The sequence below is a fragment of the Acinetobacter sp. 25-47-122 genome, assembly GCF_056779695.1.
The window spans coordinates 28452-52398 of record NZ_JBWYIJ010000013.1; the positions used below are offsets into that span (position 1 = coordinate 28452).

Sequence of the window (23947 nt, forward strand, 5' to 3'; positions counted from 1 at the left end):
TCATTGTTTATGGAAGAACGATTAGACTCAATATGATCAGTAATAAAGAAGAAATACTCAAATTCCTACAAACCGAATTTCCACAAAGTCTCCAAAAATGTGAAATAATGTCAGTAGAGCCACGTGGTGCTACAGTCATTTATCATGTTGATGAAAATGATTTAAGACCTGGAGGGACAGTTTCAGGTCCGACTATGATGACAGCAGCCGATTATGGATTGTATATCGCAATACTCGGAGAAATTGGTATTGTAGGTCTTACAGTGACGACCAATATGAATATAAACTTTCTTAAAAAACCGAAAGGTGGTTGTGACATCAAGGGTGTTTGTAAATTAATGAAAGTTGGCAAAACTCTAGTTGTCGGAGAGGTTTACTTGTACTCTGTTGGGAATGATGAGCCGATAGCTCACGTTACTGGAACTTACTCAATTCCTCCCAAAAGGGCATAAAAAAGCGAGTATGAACTCGCTTTTTTTAATTTGAACTTAAACCTCAACTAAAGGTGTTTCCACTTCAAAATTTGGTGGGGTGAGTACGGTTTTTCGTAATTCTTGCGAAGGCTCAGGATAGTCCAAAGTGTAATGTAATCCGCGTGATTCTTTTCTTTGCATCGCACAACGAATAATCATTTCAGAAACGAGCACAAGGTTACGAAGCTCAATTAGATTTTTACTGACATGATAATCTTGATAATATTCGGTGATTTCATGTTTCAGCATTTCAACGCGGTGTAATGCACGTTCTAAACGTTTGGTCGTTCGTACAATACCTACATAGTTCCACATGGTCTGACGTAACTCATCCCAGTTTTGTAAAATGACAACGTCTTCATCAGGATTCATGACTTGAGAAGCATCCCATTCAGGGACTTCATAGTGATCTATAATATTTTGATGTTGATCTTGAATATGCTTTGCTGCACTCATACCATATACAAAACATTCTAAAAGTGAGTTACTTGCCATACGGTTAGCGCCGTGTAAACCTGTATAAGACGTCTCACCAATCGCATATAGACCTTGAATGTCCGTTTGACTATGTTCATCGACTACGACACCACCACAGGTGTAGTGCGCTGCTGGCACAACTGGGATCATATCTTTGGTAATATCAATACCCAGCTCGAGTAGGCGAGCATACAACGTAGGGAAGTGCTCTTTAATGAACTCAGGGGTTTTGTGGGTAATATCTAGCCATACATGTCGTATACCCAATCGTTTAATTTCGTAGTCGATAGCTCGAGCTACAATATCACGTGGTGCTAACTCTGCACGTTCATCGAAACGAAGCATGAAGCGTTCGCCGTCAGGTAAACGAAGATAAGCGCCTTCACCACGCATTGCTTCAGTAATTAAGAAGGAACGTGCTTGAGGGTGATATAAACAGGTTGGGTGGAATTGATTAAATTCCATATTGGCGACGCGGCATCCAGCACGATATGCCATTGCAATACCATCGCCTGTAGCGATATCAGGGTTAGAGGTATATAAATATGCTTTCATGGCACCGCCACATGCCAGTGCAGTAAATGGTGCTAAGAAAGTATGCACTTGCTCGGTTTGCTCATCTAAAGCATATAAGCCTAAAGCACGATTTTCCTGATTCAAATGCCCCAGCTTATGCGCTGTAATGAGGTCAATCGCAATGTAATTTTCAAAGATGTGAATATTGTTTTTTTCTTGTGCCCGTTCAACTAAAGTGGTTGAAATAGCTTTCCCTGTTGCATCGGCAGAATGAATAATGCGGCGCTGAGAATGCCCACCTTCACGTGTGAGATGTAAGTTATCTTCATCATCTAGTGTGAATTTAACACCTTGTTTCAGTAAAAAATCAACAGAGGGTTTTCCCCCTTCAACCGTGTGTTGAACAGCTTGTTTTTCACAGAGATAGGCACCTGCAATGAGCGTGTCATCAATATGTTGTTGAATAGAATCAGCCTCATCAAGAACAGCTGCAACGCCGCCTTGTGCATAATACGTGCTGGCATCTTTCAAATGAGATTTTGCTAACACTGCGATATTAAAATGATCAGGTAATGAGAGTGCTAGACTTAAACCCGCACCGCCACTGCCCACAATAATCACATCAAATTGATGCGTACTTGTATTTTTCGGCATTTCCATTCGCAAACTGAATTTTAAAAGTGCGTTAATATGGCTCTTTTTCAAAGCAAAATTCAAGAGTTTGATTGATCAATTTTTTTTTTATGCACTTGAACTATTAGTTTTTAATCATATTTTAAGTAAAGTATTGTTTTCTATTAATATAGAAACATTTATTTACGCACAGAGAATTTTGATTGTGCTAAAAATTATTTTATCCAAGAATCATAAATGAGAGTTCACTTAACATGAAAAATCGCGTTATAGCATCAGGACTTTTTGCTGCAGTCTTTACTGCGGCAGTGCAAACTCAAGCGGCGGCTACTGTTGACTTTTCAAATCTTGTAGAGCGAGTAAGTCCGGGTGTCGTCAGCGTGAATGTTGTTAAGAAAATGACACAAGAAGAAATTCTTCAACAACAAGTACCTGAACTACTGAAACGATTCTTCGGCAACCAAATTATTATTCCGCAGCGCCAAGCTCCTCAAGAGAAAACGGGTTTTGGAAGTGCATTTTTTATTAGCCGTGATGGTTACCTGATTACCAACCATCATGTTGTAGAAAATGCTTCACAAATCACCATCATGTTAAATGATCGTCGCGAGATTGATGCCAAAGTTATTGGTAGTGATGAACGTACTGATGTGGCATTACTTAAAGTTGAAGGTACGAACTACCCAGCACTTTCAACGGGGAATATCGACCAATTAAGAGTTGGGGAACCTGTTCTCGCCATTGGCTCACCGTTTGGTTTTGAGTACTCGGCATCTGCAGGGATTGTCAGTGCCAAATCAAGAAATATGTTGGGTGAAAGATCAGTTCCGTTTATTCAAACCGATGTCGCATTAAACCCTGGTAACTCTGGGGGACCATTGTTTAATCAACAAGGTCAAGTGATTGGTGTGAACTCTCGTATTTTCAGTGGTACTGGCGGATATATGGGATTGTCGTTCTCCATTCCAATCGATGTAGCCATGGATGTGGCGGATCAATTAAAGAAAAATGGTAAAGTTACTCGCTCATATCTTGGTATTCATTTACAAGAGATTGATCGTAACCTCGCAGAAGCTTATAAACTACCAAAACCTGAAGGTGCTTTAATCACAGAAATTGCGCCAAATTCCCCAGCAGAGCGCGCTGGCTTAAAGCAAAATGATATTATTTTGAAGTACAACGGAACTGCAATTTCAAGAACGAGTGAGCTATTAAATTACTTAAATAGAACACAGCCAAATCAAAAAATTCAGCTAGAAATCTTGCGCGATGAACGTGTACGTACGATTTCAGCAACACTTGCATCAGCACCAGATGAAACACCAGCACAAGCGCAAAATGTAAGTGAAGCCAAAAAACGCGGACCTACACTAGGTGTTGCGATTCGCGAACTTGCACCTGTTGAAAAAACACGTCTTGGTGTTAAAGGTGGTGTCTACATTCAAGAGGTTGTACGCGGAGGTTTGGCGGCACAATCTCGTATTATGGCTGGTGATGTGATCACCTCGATTAATGGTAAGAATGTAAGTACAACACAAGATTTTGTGGAAGCGGTGGCTAATCTTAAAACGAATACAGTTGCACGAGTGGGTATCATCCGTGAAGGGCGAAATGCCATGATCGGATTGAGAATCAAGTAAACATGAATTGAATAAAAGGCCTTGCGATAGCAAGGTCTTTTTTATTTAACCCTAAAATTATATTAAACTCTTTTCGAATGTTGATGATGAATACGCAATACAAGGGAATACAGTGAGTACAATCTTTGACCTTAAAATAAAAGCAACAGCACAAGACATTGATATTTTAGGTCATGTGAATAATGTGGTGTATGTAAAATGGATGCAAGATGTTGCAACAGCACATATTGAACAACTGGGTTTAGGGGTTGAGCAATATCTAGAACTCAAACATGCCATGGTTGCAGTTGAGCATCACATGAATTACAGAAAGGCGTGTTTTGAAAATGATGAAATTATTTTAAGAACTTGGCTTAATGATTTGAATGCGATGTATTCATTCCGTCAGTACGCTTTTTTTAGACCTTCAGACCAATCATTATTATTTGTGGGAAATACCAAATGGGCCTGTGTAGAGATTGCGACAGGCAGACCTAAACGATTATCGCCAACATTTACTCAAGCTTATCAGCCTATTTCTGAGGTAGTAAATCCTTTGGATTTCACTCAAGATTATTCTTTACCCGCTAACTAAAGAATTGCTTGAGTCGAACGAATTAAATATTTCACCACATGGTGTTCATTATTATGAATACTTTGAAAAATCCATCTGCTATAATCGTCCGCAATTTGTTAAACAGCTTTTGCTATGTAGTTTTTATTTCATGCATAGCGCAATTTATTGTTCAAGGTAACCCATGGCGCAAGCTAAAAAATCCGTAAATATCAAAAATATACGTAACTTTTCGATCATTGCTCACATTGATCACGGGAAGTCAACTTTAGCTGACCGTTTTATTCAGACCTGTGGTGGTTTGCAAGATCGCGAAATGCAAGCGCAAGTTCTAGACTCAATGGAGCTTGAGCGTGAGCGCGGGATTACCATTAAAGCTGCATCTGTGACGCTTTATTATACACACCCAAATGGCGAAGAATATCAACTGAACTTTATTGATACACCTGGGCACGTTGACTTCTCATATGAAGTTTCGCGCTCGCTTGCTGCTTGTGAAGGTGCACTTTTAGTTGTTGACGCAGCTCAGGGTGTTGAAGCTCAGTCAGTTGCAAACTGTTATACAGCTATTGAGCAAGGTCTTGAGGTTCTTCCAGTACTTAATAAAATTGATTTACCTCAAGCTGAACCAGAGCGTGTTATTCAAGAAATTGAAGACATTATCGGAATTGAAGCAACTGAAGCACCTACGTGTTCAGCTAAAACTGGATTAGGAATCGAAGGTGTTTTAGAAACACTTGTGAATACCATTCCTGCTCCGACGGGTGACCGTGAAGCGCCGCTTCAAGCTTTAATTATTGACTCATGGTTTGACAACTATTTAGGTGTTGTATCCTTAGTTCGTATTAAGCAAGGTCGGGTGCGTAAAGGCGATAAAATGTTGATGAAATCAACAGGTCAAACGCACATCATTACCTCTGTCGGTATTTTCAATCCTAAACATACAGAAACTGATATTTTAGAAGCAGGTGAAGTTGGCTTTGTGATTGCTGGTATCAAGGATATTTTTGGTGCGCCAGTTGGAGATACGATTACACTTGCTACAACGCCAGAAGTAGAAACTTTACCTGGATTCAAAAAAGTTAAACCACAGGTATACGCTGGTTTATTTCCAATTGATTCGAGTGAATTTGAACCTTTCCGTGAAGCATTACAAAAACTGCAAATTAACGATTCAGCATTATTCTTTGAACCTGAAAGTTCAGATGCATTAGGATTTGGTTTCCGTTGCGGTTTCTTGGGTATGCTGCACATGGAGATTGTTCAAGAGCGTTTAGAGCGTGAATATGATCTAGACCTGATTTCATCGGCACCGACTGTAATTTACGAAGCTGTTATGAAGAGTGGTGAGACAGTTTATATCGACAGTCCATCAAAAATGCCAGATGGATCTACTGTAGAAGACCTTCGTGAGCCGATCGCAGAATGTAATATCCTTGTGCCACAAGAATATCTTGGTAATGTAATGACGTTGTGCGTTGAACGACGCGGTGTTCAAAAAGACATGAAATTTATGGCAAATCAAGTAGCCATTACATTTGAGATACCAATGGCTGAAGTCGTGATGGATTTCTTCGATAAATTGAAATCATGTTCACGTGGTTTTGCATCATTAGATTACAACTTCGTCCGTTTTGAGTCTTCTTCTCTTGTAAAAGTAGATGTCTTGATCAACGGTGAAAAAGTTGATGCATTGGCAATGATTTGTCACCGTCAAGATGCGCGTCATCGTGGTATTGCACTTGTAGAAAAAATGAAAGATTTGATTCCTCGTCAAATGTTTGATGTGGCGATTCAAGCTGCGATTGGTGCTCAAATTATCGCTCGTTCAACAGTAAAAGCAATGCGTAAGAACGTATTGGCAAAATGTTATGGTGGTGACGTTTCACGTAAGAAGAAACTTCTCGCTAAACAGAAAGAAGGTAAGAAACGTATGAAGCAGGTGGGTAGTGTAGAAATCCCACAAGAAGCTTTCTTAGCTGTGTTAAAAGTAGAGCGATAACAACAAGGAATATCCCATGGATTTTGATTTTAACCTCATTCTCGTACCTGCAACCCTAATCTTTTTTGGATTATGGTTGCTGGATAAATTGGTGCTCAAACAAAGAGCAACCAAAGGAAAAGGGAATGAAAATTTCATTATTACATGGGCATATGATTTTTGGCCTGTACTTGCAGTTGTGTTAGTGCTGCGTTCATTCTTCTTTGAACCTTATAATATTCCTTCTGAATCCATGGTTCCGGCATTGGAAACGGGTGATTATATCTTGGTGAACAAATATCAATATGGTGTTCGTTTACCGATTAGCAACACCAAAGTCTTGAATGTCAATGAGCCTGAACGTGGTGATGTGGCGGTATTTAGATATCCACCAAACCCATCAATTAGCTATATTAAGCGTATTATTGGTTTACCTGGTGATCATATCGTTTTTGAGAATAATCAATTAACCATCAATGGTGAAAAAGTTGTAACGGAATCGGCTGAATTTAATCGTGTAAAAGATGTTTCAGACACGCCAAATTCAATTTATCATTATGAAACTTTAGGTGATCATAAGTATTTGGTTCGTAATTTGGAAGGTCAAAACCCGATTATTGCGCATTTCAATTATGCACAAACCAAACAAGATCTTCCTTATGTTGCCACTGCGAATGATCGCTTTGTGAGAACAAATGGTCAAAGCTGGGAAGTAACTGTTCCGAAAGGATATTATTTTGCCATGGGTGACAACCGTGATCAGAGTGCTGATAGTCGAATCTGGGGATTCGTACCTGAGGCAAATTTAACAGGACAAGCAATTTATGTATGGATGCATAAAGAAGCTGGTTTGAAATTGCCATCATTCAGTCGTAATGGTCAAATTCAGTAATCTTCAAATATATGGATAATAAAAAATGCGTAACACTCAACGCGGTGCATCGTATACAGCGATTTTATTAGGGGTAATTGTTGCGGCATTTGGACTTAAAGTGCTCGTAGCATTGTGGCAGCCTTATTGGGATGACCGACTAATCAATCAATTGATTGAAGAACAAGTTGCAATCAGCTCAAAGGCGACAACACCACAACAGTTTGCTTCAACAATGGGGCAGAAATTTAGCATGAACAATATCCGTGACATTGAGTTCAAAGATATTGCGACTGTCAAATCTAAACAAGGTTTACAAGTGACAAAGAAATATGAAGTAAGAAAGCCATTCTTATTTAATATTGATTTAGTCCTCACATTCGAGAAAAGTTTTGATCAAAGGTCAGTTCAAAGTAAGTGATTCTCGCTTACTGAGTCGCATCGGTTATCAGTTTAAGAAAATTGAATTACTTCAACTTGCATTGACACACCGATCGGTTAGCCATAAACATAACTATGAACGCCTAGAGTTTCTAGGCGATTCATTGTTAGGTATGATTATTGCCAATTACCTTTATCATGCTTATCCACATGAAAACGAAGGTCGTCTGACGCGTATGCGAGCTACTTTGGTTCGACAAGAAGCGTTAGGCAAAATTGCAACAGATTTGAAACTTAGTCAGAGTTTAATACTCAGTACTGGTGAATTAAAATCTGGTGGTCATCATAGAGAGTCGATACTCGCTGACACAGTCGAAGCGATTATTGGTGCAATCTATACTGATAGCCAAGATTTAAAGTTGTTAGAATCAATTGTGTTGAAATGGTATGAACCTTATTTAGATCATATTGAACCAACAGATCAATTGAAAGATCCTAAGTCCCGTTTACAAGAGTATCTTCAAGCTCGTAAAAAACCTCTCCCAGTGTATGAGGTTGTTGATATTCAGGGTGATGCACCAAACCAACATTTTAAAGTGGAATGTATGGTTGAAGGCTTGCCAAAATGTATGGGTGAGGGTTCAAGTCGTCGTTTTGCTGAGCAAGCAGTAGCGGCGGAAATTTTAAAATTTTTGGAGCAAAAGTCTTCATGACTACTCATTCCGATCACATCGATGCTGATCACGAGTCGCAAGACAGCGGCAATGATTTAATCAATCAATTTTTTAGTTCTCAAGGTACTACAATTCCCTCAGACTACAAAAGTGGCTTTGTAGCAATTGTAGGTCGTCCGAATGTAGGTAAATCTACATTAATGAACCATATTTTGGGTCAGAAGCTTTCGATTACGTCTCGTAAGCCTCAAACAACTCGACACAAGATTGTGGGCATTGATACGCGTGAGAAATCTCAGGCAGTATTTGTTGACACCCCTGGAATGCATAAGAAAGAAGTCCGTGCTATCAATAAAATGATGAATCGTGCAGCTCATTCAGCCTTGCGTGATGTAAATCTTGTACTGTTTGTTGTAGACGCTGACAAATGGACTCAAAATGATGAATTAGTCCTTGAGAAGCTCAAAAATGCCGAAATGCCTGTCATCTTGGTCATTAATAAATTGGATACATTTGAGAATAAAAATCAGGCATTACCATTAATTCAAGAGCGTACTAAATTAATGAATTTTGCTGAGATCGTTCCAGTATCGGCATTGCGTGGCGCTAACCTTGATCATCTTCGTGATACGATCGAAAAATACTTACCGTTTCAACCACCATTGTATGCACTAGATCAACTCACAGATCGTTCTGAGCGCTTCTTAGCTTCTGAAATTATTCGTGAAAAAATCATGCGTCAACTGGGTGAAGAGCTTCCATATGATTTAACGGTTCAAATTGAATCGTTTAAAACAGAAGAAGCGACTTTAAATGAGAAAACTGGTCGTATGAAGCCTGCTTGTACCTATATTGATGCTACGATTTTTGTTGATCGCCCTGGGCAAAAAGCCATTGTCATCGGTGAAAAAGGATCAAAGTTGAAAAAAATTGGTATGGATGCACGTGCTGATATGGAAAAAATGTTCGAAGAAAAGATCATGCTCACCCTTTGGGTTAAAGTCAAAGGCGGTTGGTCTGATGATGAGCGTGCATTAAAAAGCCTAGGATATAGTGATATCTAAGGATTAAACGGTTATAGGAGCTGATGATGATGATGATGAAGATGGTTGCGATAATTGTATGTGCTTTGGTTTTACAAGGTTGCATTCATAAAGTTGTCACAGTTCCTGTAAAAGTTGCGTATAAAACCACCAAAGGAGTCGTCAAAGGTACTGCAGCAGTAGTTGGGGCTGTTATTCCCGATGGTGATGACGATGATGAAAAAGAACTAAAAAAAGATAAATAATAAGATTAGTCGATGCGAAATGAACTTTTGCATGGATACTTAATCCATCATCGAAAGTATCGAGAGCGGAGTCATGTTGTCCATTTATTCACTGAAGAGTATGGACGAGTTGACGGCATACTAAGACAACCTCCACCACCGCAATATCAGCCTATCGCACTCCAAGCGACAGGTAAGTCTGAATTAAAAAATTTCACAAAATTAGAAATTGTTAATCATCCTATTTTTTTTCATGGAGATGCATTCTTTTCAGGATTTTATTTAAATGAAATCTTATTGAGATTATGTCCATTAGAAGAGGCAATGCCAGATACTTTTGCACAGTACCACAAGACATTAGAAAGTTTACAAAAATTAGCTCAACATTCAAATCCTAACGAATTCTTGAAGCAAATTCTTCGTCAATTTGAATACGTACTTCTAGAAGAGCTTGGTTATGCGATTGATTACTCGATAGATGCACACCAAAATGAAATTTTAACTTCACAAAAATATCAATTTCAATTAAACGAAGGCTTCATACCAGTTCAGTATTCAAGTGCCGCTACACTGACAGGTGAGCAAATTCGCAGCATGATAAATTATGAAAATGGTACAGATTTCAACGCTGAACAGTTACAATTGTTGAATAAATTATATCGTCAAATGATTACTTCATTATTGGGTGATCGCCCACTAAAAAGTCGTCAATTGTGGATTCAAAACGCTCAATCAAAATCAAATTAGGAAAATGTTATGGCTGCATTGCTTGGTGTGAACATTGATCATGTTGCAACTCTAAGACAGGCTCGAGGCACACGCTACCCGGATCCAGTACAGGCAGCACTAATTTGTGAAGAGGCAGGGGCTGAAGGCATTACATTACATTTACGTGAGGATCGTCGTCATATTCATGATGATGATGTCCGTCGCATGCGCCCTGTACTTAAAACACGCATGAACCTTGAAATGGCAGTGACAGATGAGATGGTGGCATTTGCTAAAGAAATAAAGCCGCATCACGTGTGTTTTGTGCCTGAAAAGCGTCAAGAAGTCACGACCGAAGGTGGCTTAGATGTTGTTGGTAATTTTGAGGCTGTTAAGTCTGCTACACAGGAATTAGCAGCGATTGGATGTGATGTATCGTTATTTATCGATGCTGATATTGAACAAATTGATGCTGCAATTGCCTGTGGTGCGCCAACTATTGAGATTCATACAGGTGCTTATGCAGATGCTGAAACAGAAGAAGCACAGCAGGTAGAGTTACAACGTATTATCCGTGGAACAGAATACGCTGCTGCTAAAGGTTTGGTCGTAAATGCTGGGCATGGACTTAATCTTGACAATGTTGCTCCTATTGCAGCAATTCCTCAAATACACGAATTGAATATTGGACATTCTCTGATTGCCGATGCTGTTTTCAAAGGACTTACGCAAGCAGTTCAAGATATGAAAGCAGCAATCAAAGCTGCACGATAAGATTGATGAGTACTATGTCAAATATTGATTATGATGAATTAATGAAGCCTGTCATAAGCTTCCTTGGTTGCGAAACTCCACAAGCTTGGTTAGATGAGGCTGTAAATAATCTTGATATTTTGATGCAAGATCATGCGAACTGTGAAAAGAAAGCAGCCAGTACAGCCATGAATCTCATGTTTAGATACAGCTTTTTTGTAGATTTACAAGTTAAGCTCGCTCAATTAGTGCGTGAGGAAATGCTGCATTATGAGCAGGTTTTAGAGTTTATGAACAAGCGCGGGCAGCAATGGGTCGGTTTAAGTGCTGGGCGTTATGCGGGTGGCTTACGCAAAGAAATTCGGACGTATGAACCAGAAGCGCTAATTGATGTTTTAATTATTGGTGCGTTTGTGGAAGCACGCTCATGTGAACGTTTTTATGCATTAGCGCCTAGAGTCGATGAGGAATTAGGGCGCTATTATCGCTACTTACTAAAATCTGAATCACGCCATTATGAGGATTATTTGGCTCTAGCTCTGGATGTGGCTAAAACTGCGAAATTGAAAGATCCTGAGGAGGATATTCAAAGTCGTATAGAGCACATTCGTGAAGTTGAAAAGCAACTCATCTTAACACCTGATGAAACCTTCCGTTTTCACAGTGGAGTTCCAGCAAAAGCAGCTTAAAATATGGTTGAGAAAATCCTCCCAAGTGGGGGATTTTTTTGACATAAAAAAAAGCCCAAGTCTTAAATGCTTGGGCTTTTTAGTATTTGGCTCTCCAACCTGGGCTCGAACCAGGGACCTGCGGATTAACAGTCCGTCGCTCTACCGACTGAGCTATTGGAGAATCTGAATGCGATTATAAGGGGATTTAAGATTGGGTCAAGTGTAAATTGCCATACAATTGTCACTTTTGAGCCGCATGTTGTTTATTTGCTCAAATAAAATGTTTTTTTTAAATTTACTTGCCAATTTAGAATGAGCTTGTTAGATTTATTTAACAACAGAGCGCTTGAAACAGAGTTTTAAGCAGTGTGGATTTATACCAACTTGCCAGCACTAAATGGCTAAAATAGGAGAAAGCGAATGAATACGCTTACCATTTCTCAGATCTTTTCTAATCTTGAATTCTATAAACAAAATTACCTGTCTATCTTGAATTCGCCTAGTTCTTATTTCATTGAAGTAGAGGGCGCGGTAATTGATGTATTTCCTTTTAAAAAACATCATCTGGTTTTGGGTGAGTTATTACAGCTGTGGTTTTCTGAAAAATGGTCTGTTGATCAAGATCAATCATTCACGCTTGAACAATATTTGGCAGCAAATGACTTAACACCTAACGTAAATAAAGTCTATATCTACTCCATAAAAGGGAATGCCATTCTTGGCACGAATAAATCGCTTGCTTGGTTAAATGAATCGAATGCGGTGAGTGAGATTTTATTAAAGTCACCACTTAAATATTATGTTGAATGCCTAAGTTGTTCTCGTCCTTCAAAGCATTTGTTTAATAAACAGCTTGCAGTTTAGGCAAATTTTCACAAGTCAAATCTGAAATTGTTGAGTGAATTGATTTTTTTTTAATATAGTCCAAGTTAGCCTGTGTCATTTTATCTTCTTTAGTAGGGTGAATTGGTGTTTCTAGAACTTATTTTTCATTAATTAAATCCCATATTATGGTTACTTAGATCAGTTCCAACTTCTATATGATGGTGCAAAGCATATCTATAAATGGGATTTTTCAGTGATAAATATGATCTTTCAGAATGAGCTATCGATACTATGAATAGTGTTTAAATTTCAATATTCTATTTGGATCACTGATGGATCATGTTTGGATAGCTTTAAAAAAACCTCCGACGTTTATCCAATCCTAAAAGCACACTTTTTTCGCTTCAGTGAGAGAGCGTATTAACCAAAAGGTTTTATGTTGCGTATTGGGTTATGTAGGTGCATGAAGGGGTTTAGATTTAATAAAAAAAACCCGCGAAAATCGCGGGTTTTTTGATCTGATTAATTTATCAGATTATTTTTCAGCTGCGATAGAAGCAATTGCTGCATCTACGCCTTCGATTGAGTCAGCTGCTTTTTTGATACGTGCAAGCGCATCAACCAATACTTCATCTGCTGTTGCATATGAAATACGCATATAACCGCCTAAACCGAATGCATCACCAGGAACAACCGCAACACCAGTTTCTTCCAATAACCATGCAGAGAATTCTGTGCAAGATTTTAAACCTTTTGCACGGATCAATGGACGAATGTTTGCATAAGCATAGAATGCACCGTCAGCAGGTAAGCATGTAATGCCTTTGATATCATTCAAGCCATTAACAACCAAATCATGACGGCGTTTGAAAGCTTCAATCATTGGTTTAAGTACATCTTGAGGACCATTCAATGCAGCTTCTGCCGCAACTTGCGAAATTGAAGTTGGGTTAGAAGTAGATTGTGATTGAATTTTCTTCATTGCGCCGATTAATTTAGCAGGACCTGCTGCATAGCCGATACGCCAACCTGTCATTGCATATGCTTTAGATACACCGTTGAGAACGATTACGCGATCGTAAAGATCTGGTGCAACTGTAGCAATGTTATAAAACTCGTCGTCCCAACGAATTGGTTCGTACATATCATCAGAAGCAACATATACTTCAGGATATTTACGAAGAACTTCAGCTAATGCTTCTAATTCTTCTTTGGTATAAATCATACCTGTTGGGTTAGATGGGCTGTTTAAAACAACTAGGCGAGTTTTATCAGTAATTGCAGCTTCTAATTGAGCTGGTGTGATTTTGAAACGTTGTTCTTCACCACATTTAACAATAACTGGCACACCTTCTGCGATGATCACCATATCTGGATAGCTTACCCAGAATGGAGCAGGGATGATTACTTCATCGCCTTTATTTAACAATGCAAGCGCAAGGTTAAAGAATGATTGCTTACCGCCACAAGAAACGAGAATCTGGTTAGCAGCATAATCAAGGTTATTATCACGTTTTAATTTAGCGATAATTGCTTTTTTAAGACCTGGCGTACCGTCAACTGCGGTGTATTTAGTGAAACCGTTGTTAATCGCTGCAATTGCTGCATCTTTGATGTGTTGTGGTGTATCGAAATCCGGTTCACCTGCACCTAAGCCAATAACGTTTTTACCAGCAGCTTTAAGTTCTGCAGCTTTATTGGTCACAGCAAGCGTTGGGGACGGTTTGATGGCATTGACACGATCAGAGAGACGTACGTCCACGGCAGTATTCCTTCTTATAGGGATTAAAAAATAAAAAGCACACTATCTTAGCTTAAATTGAATGTTTTAGTCGTCCAATATCTAGGCAAATTAGCAAAAAATCACGAAATTCACCGAATTTTAATGCAATGATACATATCCACATTAAACAACGTGGGTCGCATAAAAAAACAAATTTCCGTACAATAGCGTTAGATTGAAATGAGTAGTCTCAAATGAGTTCGGAAAATTCTCCCAAAAAGAAGCCTGTAGTGAATCTTCCATTTCCTATCAAGCAAGTGAATGACGCAAAGCAAGCTGATGAAGAAATCGAAGTTCTACGTCCAAAGCCTCAGCGCTATGCTGATCGCACATGGATGCCGCCACGTGGTACACGTCGCTCGATGGGTAAAAGATAAAAAATAGGTGCTTTAAGCACCTATTTTTTTGCAGGGAAGAATTACACGTAACTTAAGTTTTGATCTAGAGTCAGTAAGTTGAATGTAGAACCGTCTTTAAATACGATTGATTCAACTTGATGTGCTTCACCTTTAGCCCAATCTTTAATAGTGATTTGATCAGCAGAATCTTTAAGTTTGATGATACGATCATTCCCAGAGTCTTGAACGAGTAAATCATCAATTGAGATACCAGCACCAAATTGAATGGTATCTTGACCACCTTTTTCATAGATTGTATCTATTCCAAAGCCTTGATCAAAATAGTATGTCTCGTTACCAAGATCGCCATACAATTTGTCGTTACCAATACCACCATTTAAGATGTTAATTAGACCCCCGTTTGCGATTAAGGTGTCATCTCCAGCGAGGCCTTTTAGTTCGTTATTTACGAATTTGCTACCTGTGATAATGTTGTCAGATTGGTTACCCGTACCACTTTGTTGAATTTCTGATCCAGCAATCAAAAGTTCTTTGATTGGATTGATCAGCGTAAGGTTTTCAATATTTTCGGTTAATTGATACTGATCTGCAGAACTAATGACAGTGTCTGTACCTTCATAGTTGTGTTCAAGTACGAAGTCATATTTTGATTGTACATAATAGGTATCGTCACCACGACCACCTACGAGGACATTGATGCCTTCACCACCTTTTAGAATGTCATTGCCCCAACCACCAAAGAGCAAGTCATCACCTTTACCACCTACAAGCGTATCGTTGCCGACACCGCCTTTAATGATGTCATTACCATCTTTACCGTTTAAGGTACGTCCGAAAACTGAGTAAGTGGTAATAATGTTGGTGTTAGGGTTAAATAAGTTTGTCGCTACTGCTACAGAACCAGCTAAATCACCTGCATATGCGTAAGCAAGTTGAGTCAATGTATTTACAAGTTGATCACGTGAAGAGAAGCCATCATCAAATATTTCACCTTTGATGAATTGTCCAACGAAGTTTAAGCCCTCAGTCACGATTTGATTCACAACATCAAAGATACTCGCACCAGCTTTTAAGTTCGCTTTAACCACATCACCTAATAGCTCTAAATACCAAGTAAACGGACGGCTATCACCACCGTTCAATTGTGAAGTATCCACACCTAAATAGTGATCAAGAATACTTAATGGTGTGATACCTGTCCAATCACCTAGCTCGCCACCCAAGTTTTCAAGAGCTTGAGTTGCATCCATAAGTACCAATCCAAACTTACCATCAGAGCTTGGTAAATATCCTGCTGGAACAACAGTCTCGCCATCAGCATTTTTAACGCCATTCAAGAAATTGTCAGCTAAAGTTTTGATCAATACATTTGATGCTTGCCAGAATTGTTCATCCGTAATATAGATGCCTTTATCTGCGAGTGATTTACCTGTTCCTAAGCGAACATATTGATAAAGGAAGCTCTGAGGATCAGCTATTGCAACAGCTTCAGCAACTTTTAACCAGTTTTTAGTACCCTGATCAACTGCGTCATTTGATGCTAAATCTTCTTTGATCACGGTATAAATAGGGCGCCAGAAATTTTTACCTTGTAAAGAACCAGTTGAGATAAACTTGTTATATAGTTCTTGAACTTGTTTAAATGCAGATTCACTTACGCGGTAACTGAATTGATTGTCAATTTTGTAGAATTTAGGACGACCGTCATCTGATGGATTAGATTGATCTGGTTGTTTTGGTTGCCCCCATTCTCGATCAAAATGTGAGTCTGAAGGTGGAAGAGTGGCACCAATATCCTTACCAATATTTACGATAATGTCTGAAATTTGATCAATGATTGCATCACCGGCTTTATGAATTTCTTCGAAACCAGGAATGAATTTATCACCAACTTTAACCAATGGCGCAACGCTATCTAATAAATCATTCACGATGCCATCTTTGCCGATAATCAAATTACCAACCAGCTCACTTGGAATTTTTAAAATTGAATCAAGGCTAAGTTCGCCATCTTTCCATTCATTTTTGTGGTGTGTATCTTTTGCTTCTACATTTGAGCCGAGGGCCTCACCAGCACCACTGAGTAAATTCGATGCTGCATCGATAATGCGGTCACCTAACTCATGAACAACTTCAAATGGTTTACCAAGTAGAGCATTACCTGCTAGGCCAATAGGCGAAGCCACATCTAAAACTGTATTGACTAAATTTGCTGTCGTGACTAAACCATTACCTAGTAACTGAGCTGGAATAGAAAGTACTGAGCTAAATTTGAAATCAGGAACATAATCGAAAATAGGTTCAAGTGCATTTTCAACTTGATTTGCAACTGTATTCACAATTGATTTTAGGTTTTCAGTAGCTGATGGAAGCTCTTGAGACCATTCATTATCATAATGAGTATCTTTAGGTTCAATTGTCCCGCCAATCGCTGAGCCAATGTCATGAGCCACATCAGAGACAGCATCAATAATCGTATCACCTGCTTTATGAACAACATCAAAACCAGGGATAAGCGCATTTCCTGCAATAGCAATCGGTGCAGCAGCATCAAGAATATCATTGGCAATATTGGTTGCACCGATAATGGTGTTTCCAATTAAATCCCCAGGAAGGCTTAAAATGTTATCTAAGCTGAGTTCTTTGTCTTCCCACTCATTTTTATGATGAGTGTCATTCGGTTCGATGGTTGCACCAAGTGCTTTACCCACTGAATTCACTGCATCTGAAGCTGCATCAATAATTTTATCACCAAGTTCGTGCACTGCTTCGAAAGGTTTGCCAAGTAAAGCATTACCTGCTAAACCAATAGGAGAAACTACATCAAGAACAGTATTTACAGCATTGGTGGCAGCGATTAGACCATTACCAACGAGTTGAGCTGGAATTGAGAGAACTGAACTTAATTTAAAGTTAGGTAAGTAATCGAATGATTTATAATTGAACAAAGCCATTGTTATAGTCTCTTATAAAAATAAAGTGTTTTTAATCATTGTTAGTGATTAAAGTGTGATGAGGATCACATTTTATTAATTTAAAATCAATTGCTTTTGTTAGACAAGAACATGAATTTTTTGTCATAATTTAATGAAAAATATAGTAAAGCTTATATGAGAGCTGAATAAGATTGATTTTTTTAAAAAAACACCAGTGCAAGTACTGGTGTTTTAAGAACAAATAAAATGTATGATCTAAAAATAAAAAAAATATTATAAATTATTGATTTTTATTTGATAAATATTTGTAGTATTGTCTCTTATGATCATACATGGATTGATCTGCACGCTTTAACATATCCTCAATTGTTTCATTCTCAAGGCTTGTAGCAAATCCCATTGATGCACTGATGATATGGTTAGAATAATATTGATTATCGATATTCAATAATTCTTGAATGGTCAAAATCGTCGACTGAACGGTAGTTTCATTTGCACCTTGCATCAGGATAACAAATTCATCACCTCCAATTCGAGAGGCTGTATAACTGGTATTGTGAATCGTTCTACTTAAGATATTACCCATTCTGCGTAAAATCTCATCACCTGCATCATGACCAAAGTGATCATTAATCGGTTTAAGGCCATTCATATCTAGAAAAATTGCAGAAACTGGACGAATAAGTGCGCGTTCCAATCGATGGATTTCTTCAGTGTAGAACAAGCGATTTTTGAGTTTTGTTAAAACGTCGTGTTTACCTAAATATTCTAAATAGCTCTCAGCTTTTTTTCGCGCTGTAATGTCCGTTAGGGCAAGTTGTACAAGTCCCCAATCTTCTTCATAACCTGGAAACACAGTGAATTGAAGTAGAACATAGCGAATTGAACCATCTAAAGCGTAGTTGATTGCTTCACGACTATGATGAATTTTCCCATTCCATAGTTCGATCAATTGTTCCTTAAAAGTTTGATGCATTTCTTTTGAGAAAACCTTTTTTAGATTTTGAAATAAATCAGATTTCGTCGATGCCTTGAATAAATCCAATGTTGCTTGATTGACGTCTAGTAATACAATGTCTTCAATGCATTGTTGTACGAAATCTTGATGCACATCTAAAAAAGTTCTGAAATCATCAATACCAATTGATTTAAGATGATCGAGTCTTAATTTAATGCGACTAAAGTCTTCAACCCATAATGATGTGGGTGAATAACTAAATCTTGCTTCAGCTAATCGACGATTTTTTTCTTCTAAACGCCGAGCTTGCATATAACCACTAATATCTTCTGTAGTAAGCAAAATACGGTCTAAACTTTGTTCTGAACCAGGTAAAACGACAGCTCGCAGTTTTATGTCTAAGGGTTGACCACTCAAGGTGAAATTAGTGGTTGTACTTGTAAACTCTAATTCACCCTTCCAAAGTGCAACTAATTCCGCTACATGTGCATCAAACATTTGATGTTGGAAAATGGTGCTTAAATTTTGAGTGAGATGTTTAAGGCTTTGTGCTTCAAAAAGATCGAGTGTTTTTTGATTTACTTTAACAATCTTAATTTGATGTGCGCATAAAGTCACAAGATATGGATTTTGCTGAAGATGTAAAGCTAAATCAGTAACCCCATCACTACGCCATTGGTTAAAGATGGTTTGAATGGCACTAAAATCTTCCAACCACATTGGGATAGGAGATAAATCAAAAATTGATGAATCAAGTATCTCCATAACTATCCTTGAACTTTTCTTTTAAAACAATAAATTGTGGATAATATAGCACTAAATTATTTTGATATAAAATTCAAATTTTTTTATTATTTACGTGATTTAAGACACTTTTTTAAGCTAAGCTAACGTTGAGCTAAATCCTAAGCTCAATTCGTTAGATTTTTATTTTGATAAAAATGATGCTTGTTAATATACATGCATTTATCTGCACGGCGTAACATATCTTCTAAGGTTTCGCCTTTAAGTCTTGTAGCATGTCCGAGTGAAACGCTGATAGAAAGATGAGGGTGATCTAGATTATGTTGATGTATTTGAGTTTCAAGATCATGAACAAGGATTTTAACTTGCTCAACATCGGCATGAGGCATCAATAATACAAATTCATCGCCACCTATTCTAGAAATTGAAAAATCTTTTTTGTGAGTGACAAATTGAAGAATTTCGGCAAAGTTTTTTAGATACTGATCACCGACATCATGTCCGAACTGATCATTGATGATTTTTAAACCGTTCATGTCAATGTAAATACAAGACACTGGATAGAGATCAAGTTGCTCAATCCGTTCAATTTCTTCATTAAAATAAGTTCTGTTATGTAAATCAGTTAAAATGTCATGTTGACCCAAATAATGTAAGTGATTTTCTAATTTTTTTCGCTCAGTGATATCTGTAAGGGCGACTTGTATCACCGCCCAATCATCTAAATTATGTGGAAAAATATTTAATTGTTCTAAAACGAAGATTTGTTCTCCATTCGCGTTGTAGAAACTACTTTCTCGCTGTTGATATTCTTCATGATTCCACAATTGTAGTAACTGGCTTTTAAAATTTTCCAAACGTTTAATATCAAATAAATCATGAGAATGATGTAAAAATTGAGATTTATCTTTCACAGCAAAAAGTTTGAGCGCCGCTTCATTGACATCAATGAAATTTATTTGCTCAAAGCATTCCACAACAAATTCTGGATGTTGATGAATGTGTTGGTCTAAATTCTCAATGTTTTGCAAACGGAGCAGCTCAAATCTTTTTTTAATTTGGCTAAAATCCATGATCCATAGTGCTGTTGGATTATAAGTAAATAAAGATTCGGCAAAATGACGTGCTTTTTGATATTGGGAAATATCTTCGGTGGTCATGAGTAGGCATTTCCAATTATCCTCATAACCTTTTAATTTCATACCGCGTAATTGAACATCTAAACGCTTTCCATTGGTCGTATAATTGATCACTGGAATATGATGTTCAGTATTCTTCCAAAGTGATACAAAAAATTGGATTTGGAAAGTGCTGACTTCAGGATGAAGGAACTTCTGAAAACTTTCTAAAATTTCTTCTAAGTTTTTTGCTTCATACAGTTTAAGCGTACTTTGGTTAACACGTAAGGTATGAATCGTACTCAAGCAAAGGTGGAGACGACTGTGATCCTCCATTAAATATGCTTCAATATCTTCAATACCTTCAGCAGTCCATTGTTCGAAAATTTGTTTAACACCGCTGAAGTCTTGTAGCCACATCGCAATTGGAGATAAATCAAAGATGGTCAGATCTAAATGATCCATAGATGCGAGCCTTGGTGTTTAAAATTCATTCATTTATACAATATAAGTGAATGAATCTTATAAAATCAACATCTTATTAAACTGATTTTTTTGCTCGATGCTCAGGTTTTGGCGCAGAAATTGACTTAAGCCCTTGCCAAACATCAACAAAATCTTGTTCATTAATTTGGTAGAGTTCAAGTAAAGCCAATACCACACCACCCATCATGAATGCACGATCGGACTTCGGTTCATATTGGAAGGTTTGATCTTTTAGATGATAGAGGATATCTTCGATTTCAAATATGCGTTCACGTCCATTACTGTCCACGGGGAACATCGGCGTTTCGATCAAAATATTGGCTAGTTTCTTTTCAGATTCATTTAAATTAAGTTGCTCAAATGCCGTTTCTAAAGAATCCGCGAACAGCAGTTCAGAAGAAAAAATGGCATGTAATAAAGGTTGGTTTAATTTAGGAAAGGTTCGTTCAACGAAAGGTTTAAACGAAATCGGGAAAATCACATTTTTTGATATACCTTTGAACATGGGGGCTATTTCAGCAACTTTGTAACCTGCTACACCACAACCAACGGCTGTAATAAAATACTTAATCTTGGGGTGGTTTTTTGTATAGATCTTAAAATCATTGATGTAGTGTTCAATCTGAGATAGAGGCATTTGTTGCAAATGCTCATTCATGGTGGGTATTGCATAGCTCTGTCCAGCCCAGCCGCGGCCAGCACCTTTAATCGCACCGAAATGTTGAAGTGCAATTTTTGCAGCACCACCTGCATGCGTGCCTGCTAAATTACTACCAAATACAAATACTGTATCTTCATTTAAACTGTTGATAATCGTTTCATCGTGATATTGGTAAGTCATAGTTTTTTTCATCAACATGCAATTTAAGTTCATGGTGCAATTGATTGCTGTAAGGGTCAAGTAAAATTGATTGAATTTATGGTTTTCACCCTCATCATCAGATGAGTAAATCATAAAGATTTGAGCAAGCAAGCCATGCATTACCAGTGTTATTGCATATTTTCATCATCTGTATAGCGAGAATTATCGAGTGAGTGACAGTCGTCCATTTGAATTAGTAACTAATTACGAGCCTGCAGGTGATCAACCTCAAGCGATTGAGAAACTTGTTAAAGGAGTAGAACAAGGTTTTAAGGATCAATTGTTATTAGGGGTAACAGGCTCTGGTAAGACCTATACGATGGCGAATGTGATTATGCAATTACAACGTCCTACTATTGTAATGGCACACAACAAAACCCTTGCGGCTCAACTCTATGGAGAATTTAAAGCTTTTTTTCCACATAATGCTGTTGAGTATTTTGTAAGTTATTACGATTACTATCAGCCAGAAGCATACGTACCGTCATCTGATACTTTTATTGAAAAGGATTCTGCTATTAATGATCACATCGATCAGATGCGGTTGTCCGCAACGCGTGCTTTGCTTGAGCGTAAGGATGCCATTATCGTTGCTTCGGTGTCCGCCATTTATGGTTTAGGTGATCCTAACGCATATATGAATATGCTCTTACATATTGTGACAGGTGATCGAGTCAGCCGTGATGAGTTGATTCGTCGATTGGTAGAAATGCAATATACGCGTAATGAACTCGAATTTTTACGAGGTACTTATCGAATTCGTGGAGAAATTCTTGATATTTTCCCCGCAGAGTCAGAACAAAATGCAGTGCGGATTGAGCTATTTGATGATGAAGTGGATTCGATCCGCTGGTTTGATCCCTTGACTGGAAAAATGATTCGTAAAGTCCCACGAATTACGATTTATCCAAAAAGTCACTATGTGACGCCTAAAGATAACTTGCAGCGTGCCATCGAAACGATTCGTGAAGAACTCAAAGAGCGCTTGGCATATTTCAGAGCTGAAGATAAATTGCTTGAAGCTCAACGTATTGAACAGCGTACTCGATATGACCTTGAGATGATGCAACAGCTTGGTTATACCAATGGTATTGAGAATTACTCGAGACATTTATCAGGTCGACCAGCTGGAGAGGCCCCGCCAACGCTTTTCGACTACCTGCCTGAGGATGCATTACTTATTATTGATGAATCGCATGTTACGGTTCCTCAAATTGGTGCGATGTATAAAGGCGATCGATCACGTAAAGAAAATCTAGTGAATTATGGTTTCCGCTTGCCAAGTGCATTGGATAATCGACCAATGAAGTTTGAAGAGTGGGAACGTATTATTCCTACTACAATTTATGTCAGTGCGACGCCTGCCAATTATGAATTAGAAAAATCAGAACAAATTGCCGAGCAGGTGGTGCGTCCAACAGGTTTGATTGACCCCGTTATTGAGATTCGTCCAGTATTGACTCAGGTGGACGATGTCCTTTCGGAGATTAATCAACGTAAAGATAAAAATGAACGTGTCTTGGTCACAACGTTAACCAAACGCATGGCTGAAGATTTGACGTCATATTTAAAAGAGTACGGGATCAAAGTGGCTTATCTGCACTCTGATATCGATACTGTTGAACGTGTGAAGATCATTCATGAATTACGAACAGGTGTCTACGATGCATTGATTGGAATTAACTTACTCCGTGAAGGTTTAGACATGCCAGAGGTATCTTTAGTCGCAATTTTAGATGCCGACAAAGAAGGCTTTTTACGCTCAGAACGTTCACTTATCCAAACCATTGGTCGTGCTGCTCGAAATGTTGAAGGAAAGGCTATTTTATATGCAGATCGGATTACGGATTCAATGCAAAAAGCAATTGATGAAACGGAGCGTCGCCGTACCAAACAAATTAATTTTAACTTAGAACATGGCATCACTCCGCGTTCAGCAGTCCGCCAAGTCATCAAAGAAATTGATACTGGTGAAGAGTATGATGATGAGTCAATTGATGAGAGTGTATCGGGACAAGCACGTGCATTAAGTGCGGATGAGCGCCATATAGTTTCCGATCCAAAACTATTGGCAAAACATTTGGCTAAATTAGAGAAGGAAATGCTCAAAGCTTCGAAAGAGCTTCAGTTTGAGCAAGCAGCGCGTTTCCGTGATGAGATCGTGCGTTTAAAAGCACAGTTAATTCAGTGATTTAATTTACAGAAAACACTGTAAAATCATCACATAACGTAACATTAAGCCGAAAAATAACCGTTATTGTTGAAGAGTAAATGAATA

The 23947-nt window shown here is 38.2% G+C and carries 21 protein-coding genes and 1 tRNA gene; 15 read left to right on the plus strand and 7 right to left on the minus strand.

The window, feature by feature from the left end; translation table 11 throughout:
- Positions 1–32: 32 nt before the first annotated feature.
- Entirely contained in the window at positions 33–452 is a 420-nt protein-coding gene (locus AC1M9P_RS12345; RefSeq protein WP_481587789.1) for a PaaI family thioesterase, read from the plus strand.
- Between the two features lie 36 nt (positions 453–488).
- Here the strand turns inward: AC1M9P_RS12345 and nadB are convergent, their stop codons facing one another.
- Positions 489–2120 carry an L-aspartate oxidase gene (gene nadB, locus AC1M9P_RS12350; protein WP_373683328.1) on the minus strand — a complete coding sequence of 544 codons (1632 nt, stop codon included), beginning with the start codon at positions 2118–2120 and terminating at the stop codon, positions 489–491.
- A 233-nt stretch (positions 2121–2353) separates the two neighbouring features.
- Here nadB and AC1M9P_RS12355 point away from each other — a divergent pair, with 233 nt between their 5' ends.
- The 11 genes from AC1M9P_RS12355 to AC1M9P_RS12405 all read left to right on the plus strand — a co-directional run bounded on the left by AC1M9P_RS12355 (position 2354) and on the right by AC1M9P_RS12405 (position 11616).
- Positions 2354–3739 (plus strand): Do family serine endopeptidase, encoded by a 1386-nt coding sequence (locus tag AC1M9P_RS12355; RefSeq protein ID WP_481587790.1) that lies wholly within the window; start codon positions 2354–2356, stop codon positions 3737–3739.
- Between the two features lie 112 nt (positions 3740–3851).
- The gene (locus AC1M9P_RS12360) at positions 3852–4313 is read left to right on the plus strand and encodes an acyl-CoA thioesterase (RefSeq protein WP_180028437.1); all 462 of its coding nucleotides are present in this window, start codon (positions 3852–3854) and stop codon (positions 4311–4313) included.
- A gap of 163 nt (positions 4314–4476) precedes the next feature.
- A complete protein-coding gene (lepA, locus tag AC1M9P_RS12365) occupies positions 4477–6294 on the plus strand; it encodes a translation elongation factor 4 (protein ID WP_180028436.1) in 1818 nt (605 codons plus the stop codon).
- Positions 6295–6310: 16 nt separating this feature from the next.
- Complete coding sequence (gene lepB, locus AC1M9P_RS12370; protein ID WP_481587791.1) at positions 6311–7165, plus strand: signal peptidase I; 855 nt, start codon at positions 6311–6313, stop codon at positions 7163–7165.
- 25 nt (positions 7166–7190) lie between these two features.
- On the plus strand, positions 7191–7565 hold the full coding sequence (locus AC1M9P_RS12375; protein ID WP_035267180.1) for a DUF4845 domain-containing protein: 375 nt from the start codon (positions 7191–7193) through the stop codon (positions 7563–7565).
- Positions 7537–8238, plus strand: a complete 702-nt coding sequence (gene rnc / locus AC1M9P_RS12380) for a ribonuclease III (RefSeq protein ID WP_035267179.1) — start codon at positions 7537–7539, stop codon at positions 8236–8238. The genes AC1M9P_RS12375 and rnc overlap by 29 nt, the downstream gene beginning before the upstream one ends.
- Positions 8235–9263 carry a GTPase Era gene (gene era / locus AC1M9P_RS12385; protein WP_035267178.1) on the plus strand — a complete coding sequence of 343 codons (1029 nt, stop codon included), beginning with the start codon at positions 8235–8237 and terminating at the stop codon, positions 9261–9263. Before rnc ends, era begins: the two co-directional genes overlap by 4 nt.
- A gap of 32 nt (positions 9264–9295) precedes the next feature.
- Positions 9296–9487, plus strand: a complete 192-nt coding sequence (locus AC1M9P_RS12390) for an NF038104 family lipoprotein (RefSeq protein ID WP_180028433.1) — start codon at positions 9296–9298, stop codon at positions 9485–9487.
- A 12-nt stretch (positions 9488–9499) separates the two neighbouring features.
- Positions 9500–10213, plus strand: a complete 714-nt coding sequence (gene recO / locus AC1M9P_RS12395) for a DNA repair protein RecO (protein ID WP_481587792.1) — start codon at positions 9500–9502, stop codon at positions 10211–10213.
- Positions 10214–10222: 9 nt separating this feature from the next.
- Complete coding sequence (pdxJ, locus tag AC1M9P_RS12400) at positions 10223–10948, plus strand: pyridoxine 5'-phosphate synthase (RefSeq protein WP_035267175.1); 726 nt, start codon at positions 10223–10225, stop codon at positions 10946–10948.
- Positions 10949–10962: 14 nt separating this feature from the next.
- On the plus strand, positions 10963–11616 hold the full coding sequence (locus AC1M9P_RS12405; protein ID WP_180028430.1) for a MiaE family protein: 654 nt from the start codon (positions 10963–10965) through the stop codon (positions 11614–11616).
- An 87-nt stretch (positions 11617–11703) separates the two neighbouring features.
- Here the strand turns inward: AC1M9P_RS12405 and AC1M9P_RS12410 are convergent.
- Positions 11704–11779: transfer RNA gene (locus tag AC1M9P_RS12410), tRNA-Asn, on the minus strand.
- Between the two features lie 239 nt (positions 11780–12018).
- Here AC1M9P_RS12410 and AC1M9P_RS12415 point away from each other — a divergent pair.
- A complete protein-coding gene (locus tag AC1M9P_RS12415) occupies positions 12019–12462 on the plus strand; it encodes a hypothetical protein (protein WP_481587793.1) in 444 nt (147 codons plus the stop codon).
- A gap of 496 nt (positions 12463–12958) precedes the next feature.
- Here the strand turns inward: AC1M9P_RS12415 and AC1M9P_RS12420 are convergent, their stop codons facing one another.
- A complete protein-coding gene (locus tag AC1M9P_RS12420; RefSeq protein ID WP_035265512.1) occupies positions 12959–14185 on the minus strand; it encodes a pyridoxal phosphate-dependent aminotransferase in 1227 nt (408 codons plus the stop codon).
- Positions 14186–14400: 215 nt separating this feature from the next.
- Between AC1M9P_RS12420 and AC1M9P_RS12425 the strand changes: the two genes are divergently transcribed.
- Positions 14401–14583 (plus strand): hypothetical protein, encoded by a 183-nt coding sequence (locus AC1M9P_RS12425; RefSeq protein WP_092767054.1) that lies wholly within the window; start codon positions 14401–14403, stop codon positions 14581–14583.
- 41 nt (positions 14584–14624) lie between these two features.
- On the opposite strand, the gene AC1M9P_RS12430 is transcribed toward AC1M9P_RS12425, so the two are convergent.
- The 4 genes from AC1M9P_RS12430 to AC1M9P_RS12445 all read right to left on the minus strand — a co-directional run bounded on the left by AC1M9P_RS12430 (position 14625) and on the right by AC1M9P_RS12445 (position 21648).
- Complete coding sequence (locus tag AC1M9P_RS12430; RefSeq protein ID WP_481587794.1) at positions 14625–17519, minus strand: calcium-binding protein; 2895 nt, start codon at positions 17517–17519, stop codon at positions 14625–14627.
- 262 nt (positions 17520–17781) lie between these two features.
- Positions 17782–19224 carry a sensor domain-containing diguanylate cyclase gene (locus AC1M9P_RS12435; protein ID WP_481587795.1) on the minus strand — a complete coding sequence of 481 codons (1443 nt, stop codon included), beginning with the start codon at positions 19222–19224 and terminating at the stop codon, positions 17782–17784.
- 146 nt (positions 19225–19370) lie between these two features.
- Positions 19371–20786, minus strand: a complete 1416-nt coding sequence (locus tag AC1M9P_RS12440; protein WP_092767051.1) for a sensor domain-containing diguanylate cyclase — start codon at positions 20784–20786, stop codon at positions 19371–19373.
- A gap of 76 nt (positions 20787–20862) precedes the next feature.
- Entirely contained in the window at positions 20863–21648 is a 786-nt protein-coding gene (locus AC1M9P_RS12445; RefSeq protein ID WP_092767050.1) for an A1S_2505 family phage non-structural protein, read from the minus strand.
- Between the two features lie 190 nt (positions 21649–21838).
- On the opposite strand from AC1M9P_RS12445, the gene uvrB reads away from it, so the two are divergent.
- The gene (gene uvrB / locus AC1M9P_RS12450; protein ID WP_180028424.1) at positions 21839–23860 is read left to right on the plus strand and encodes an excinuclease ABC subunit UvrB; all 2022 of its coding nucleotides are present in this window, start codon (positions 21839–21841) and stop codon (positions 23858–23860) included.
- Positions 23861–23947: the final 87 nt, after the last annotated feature.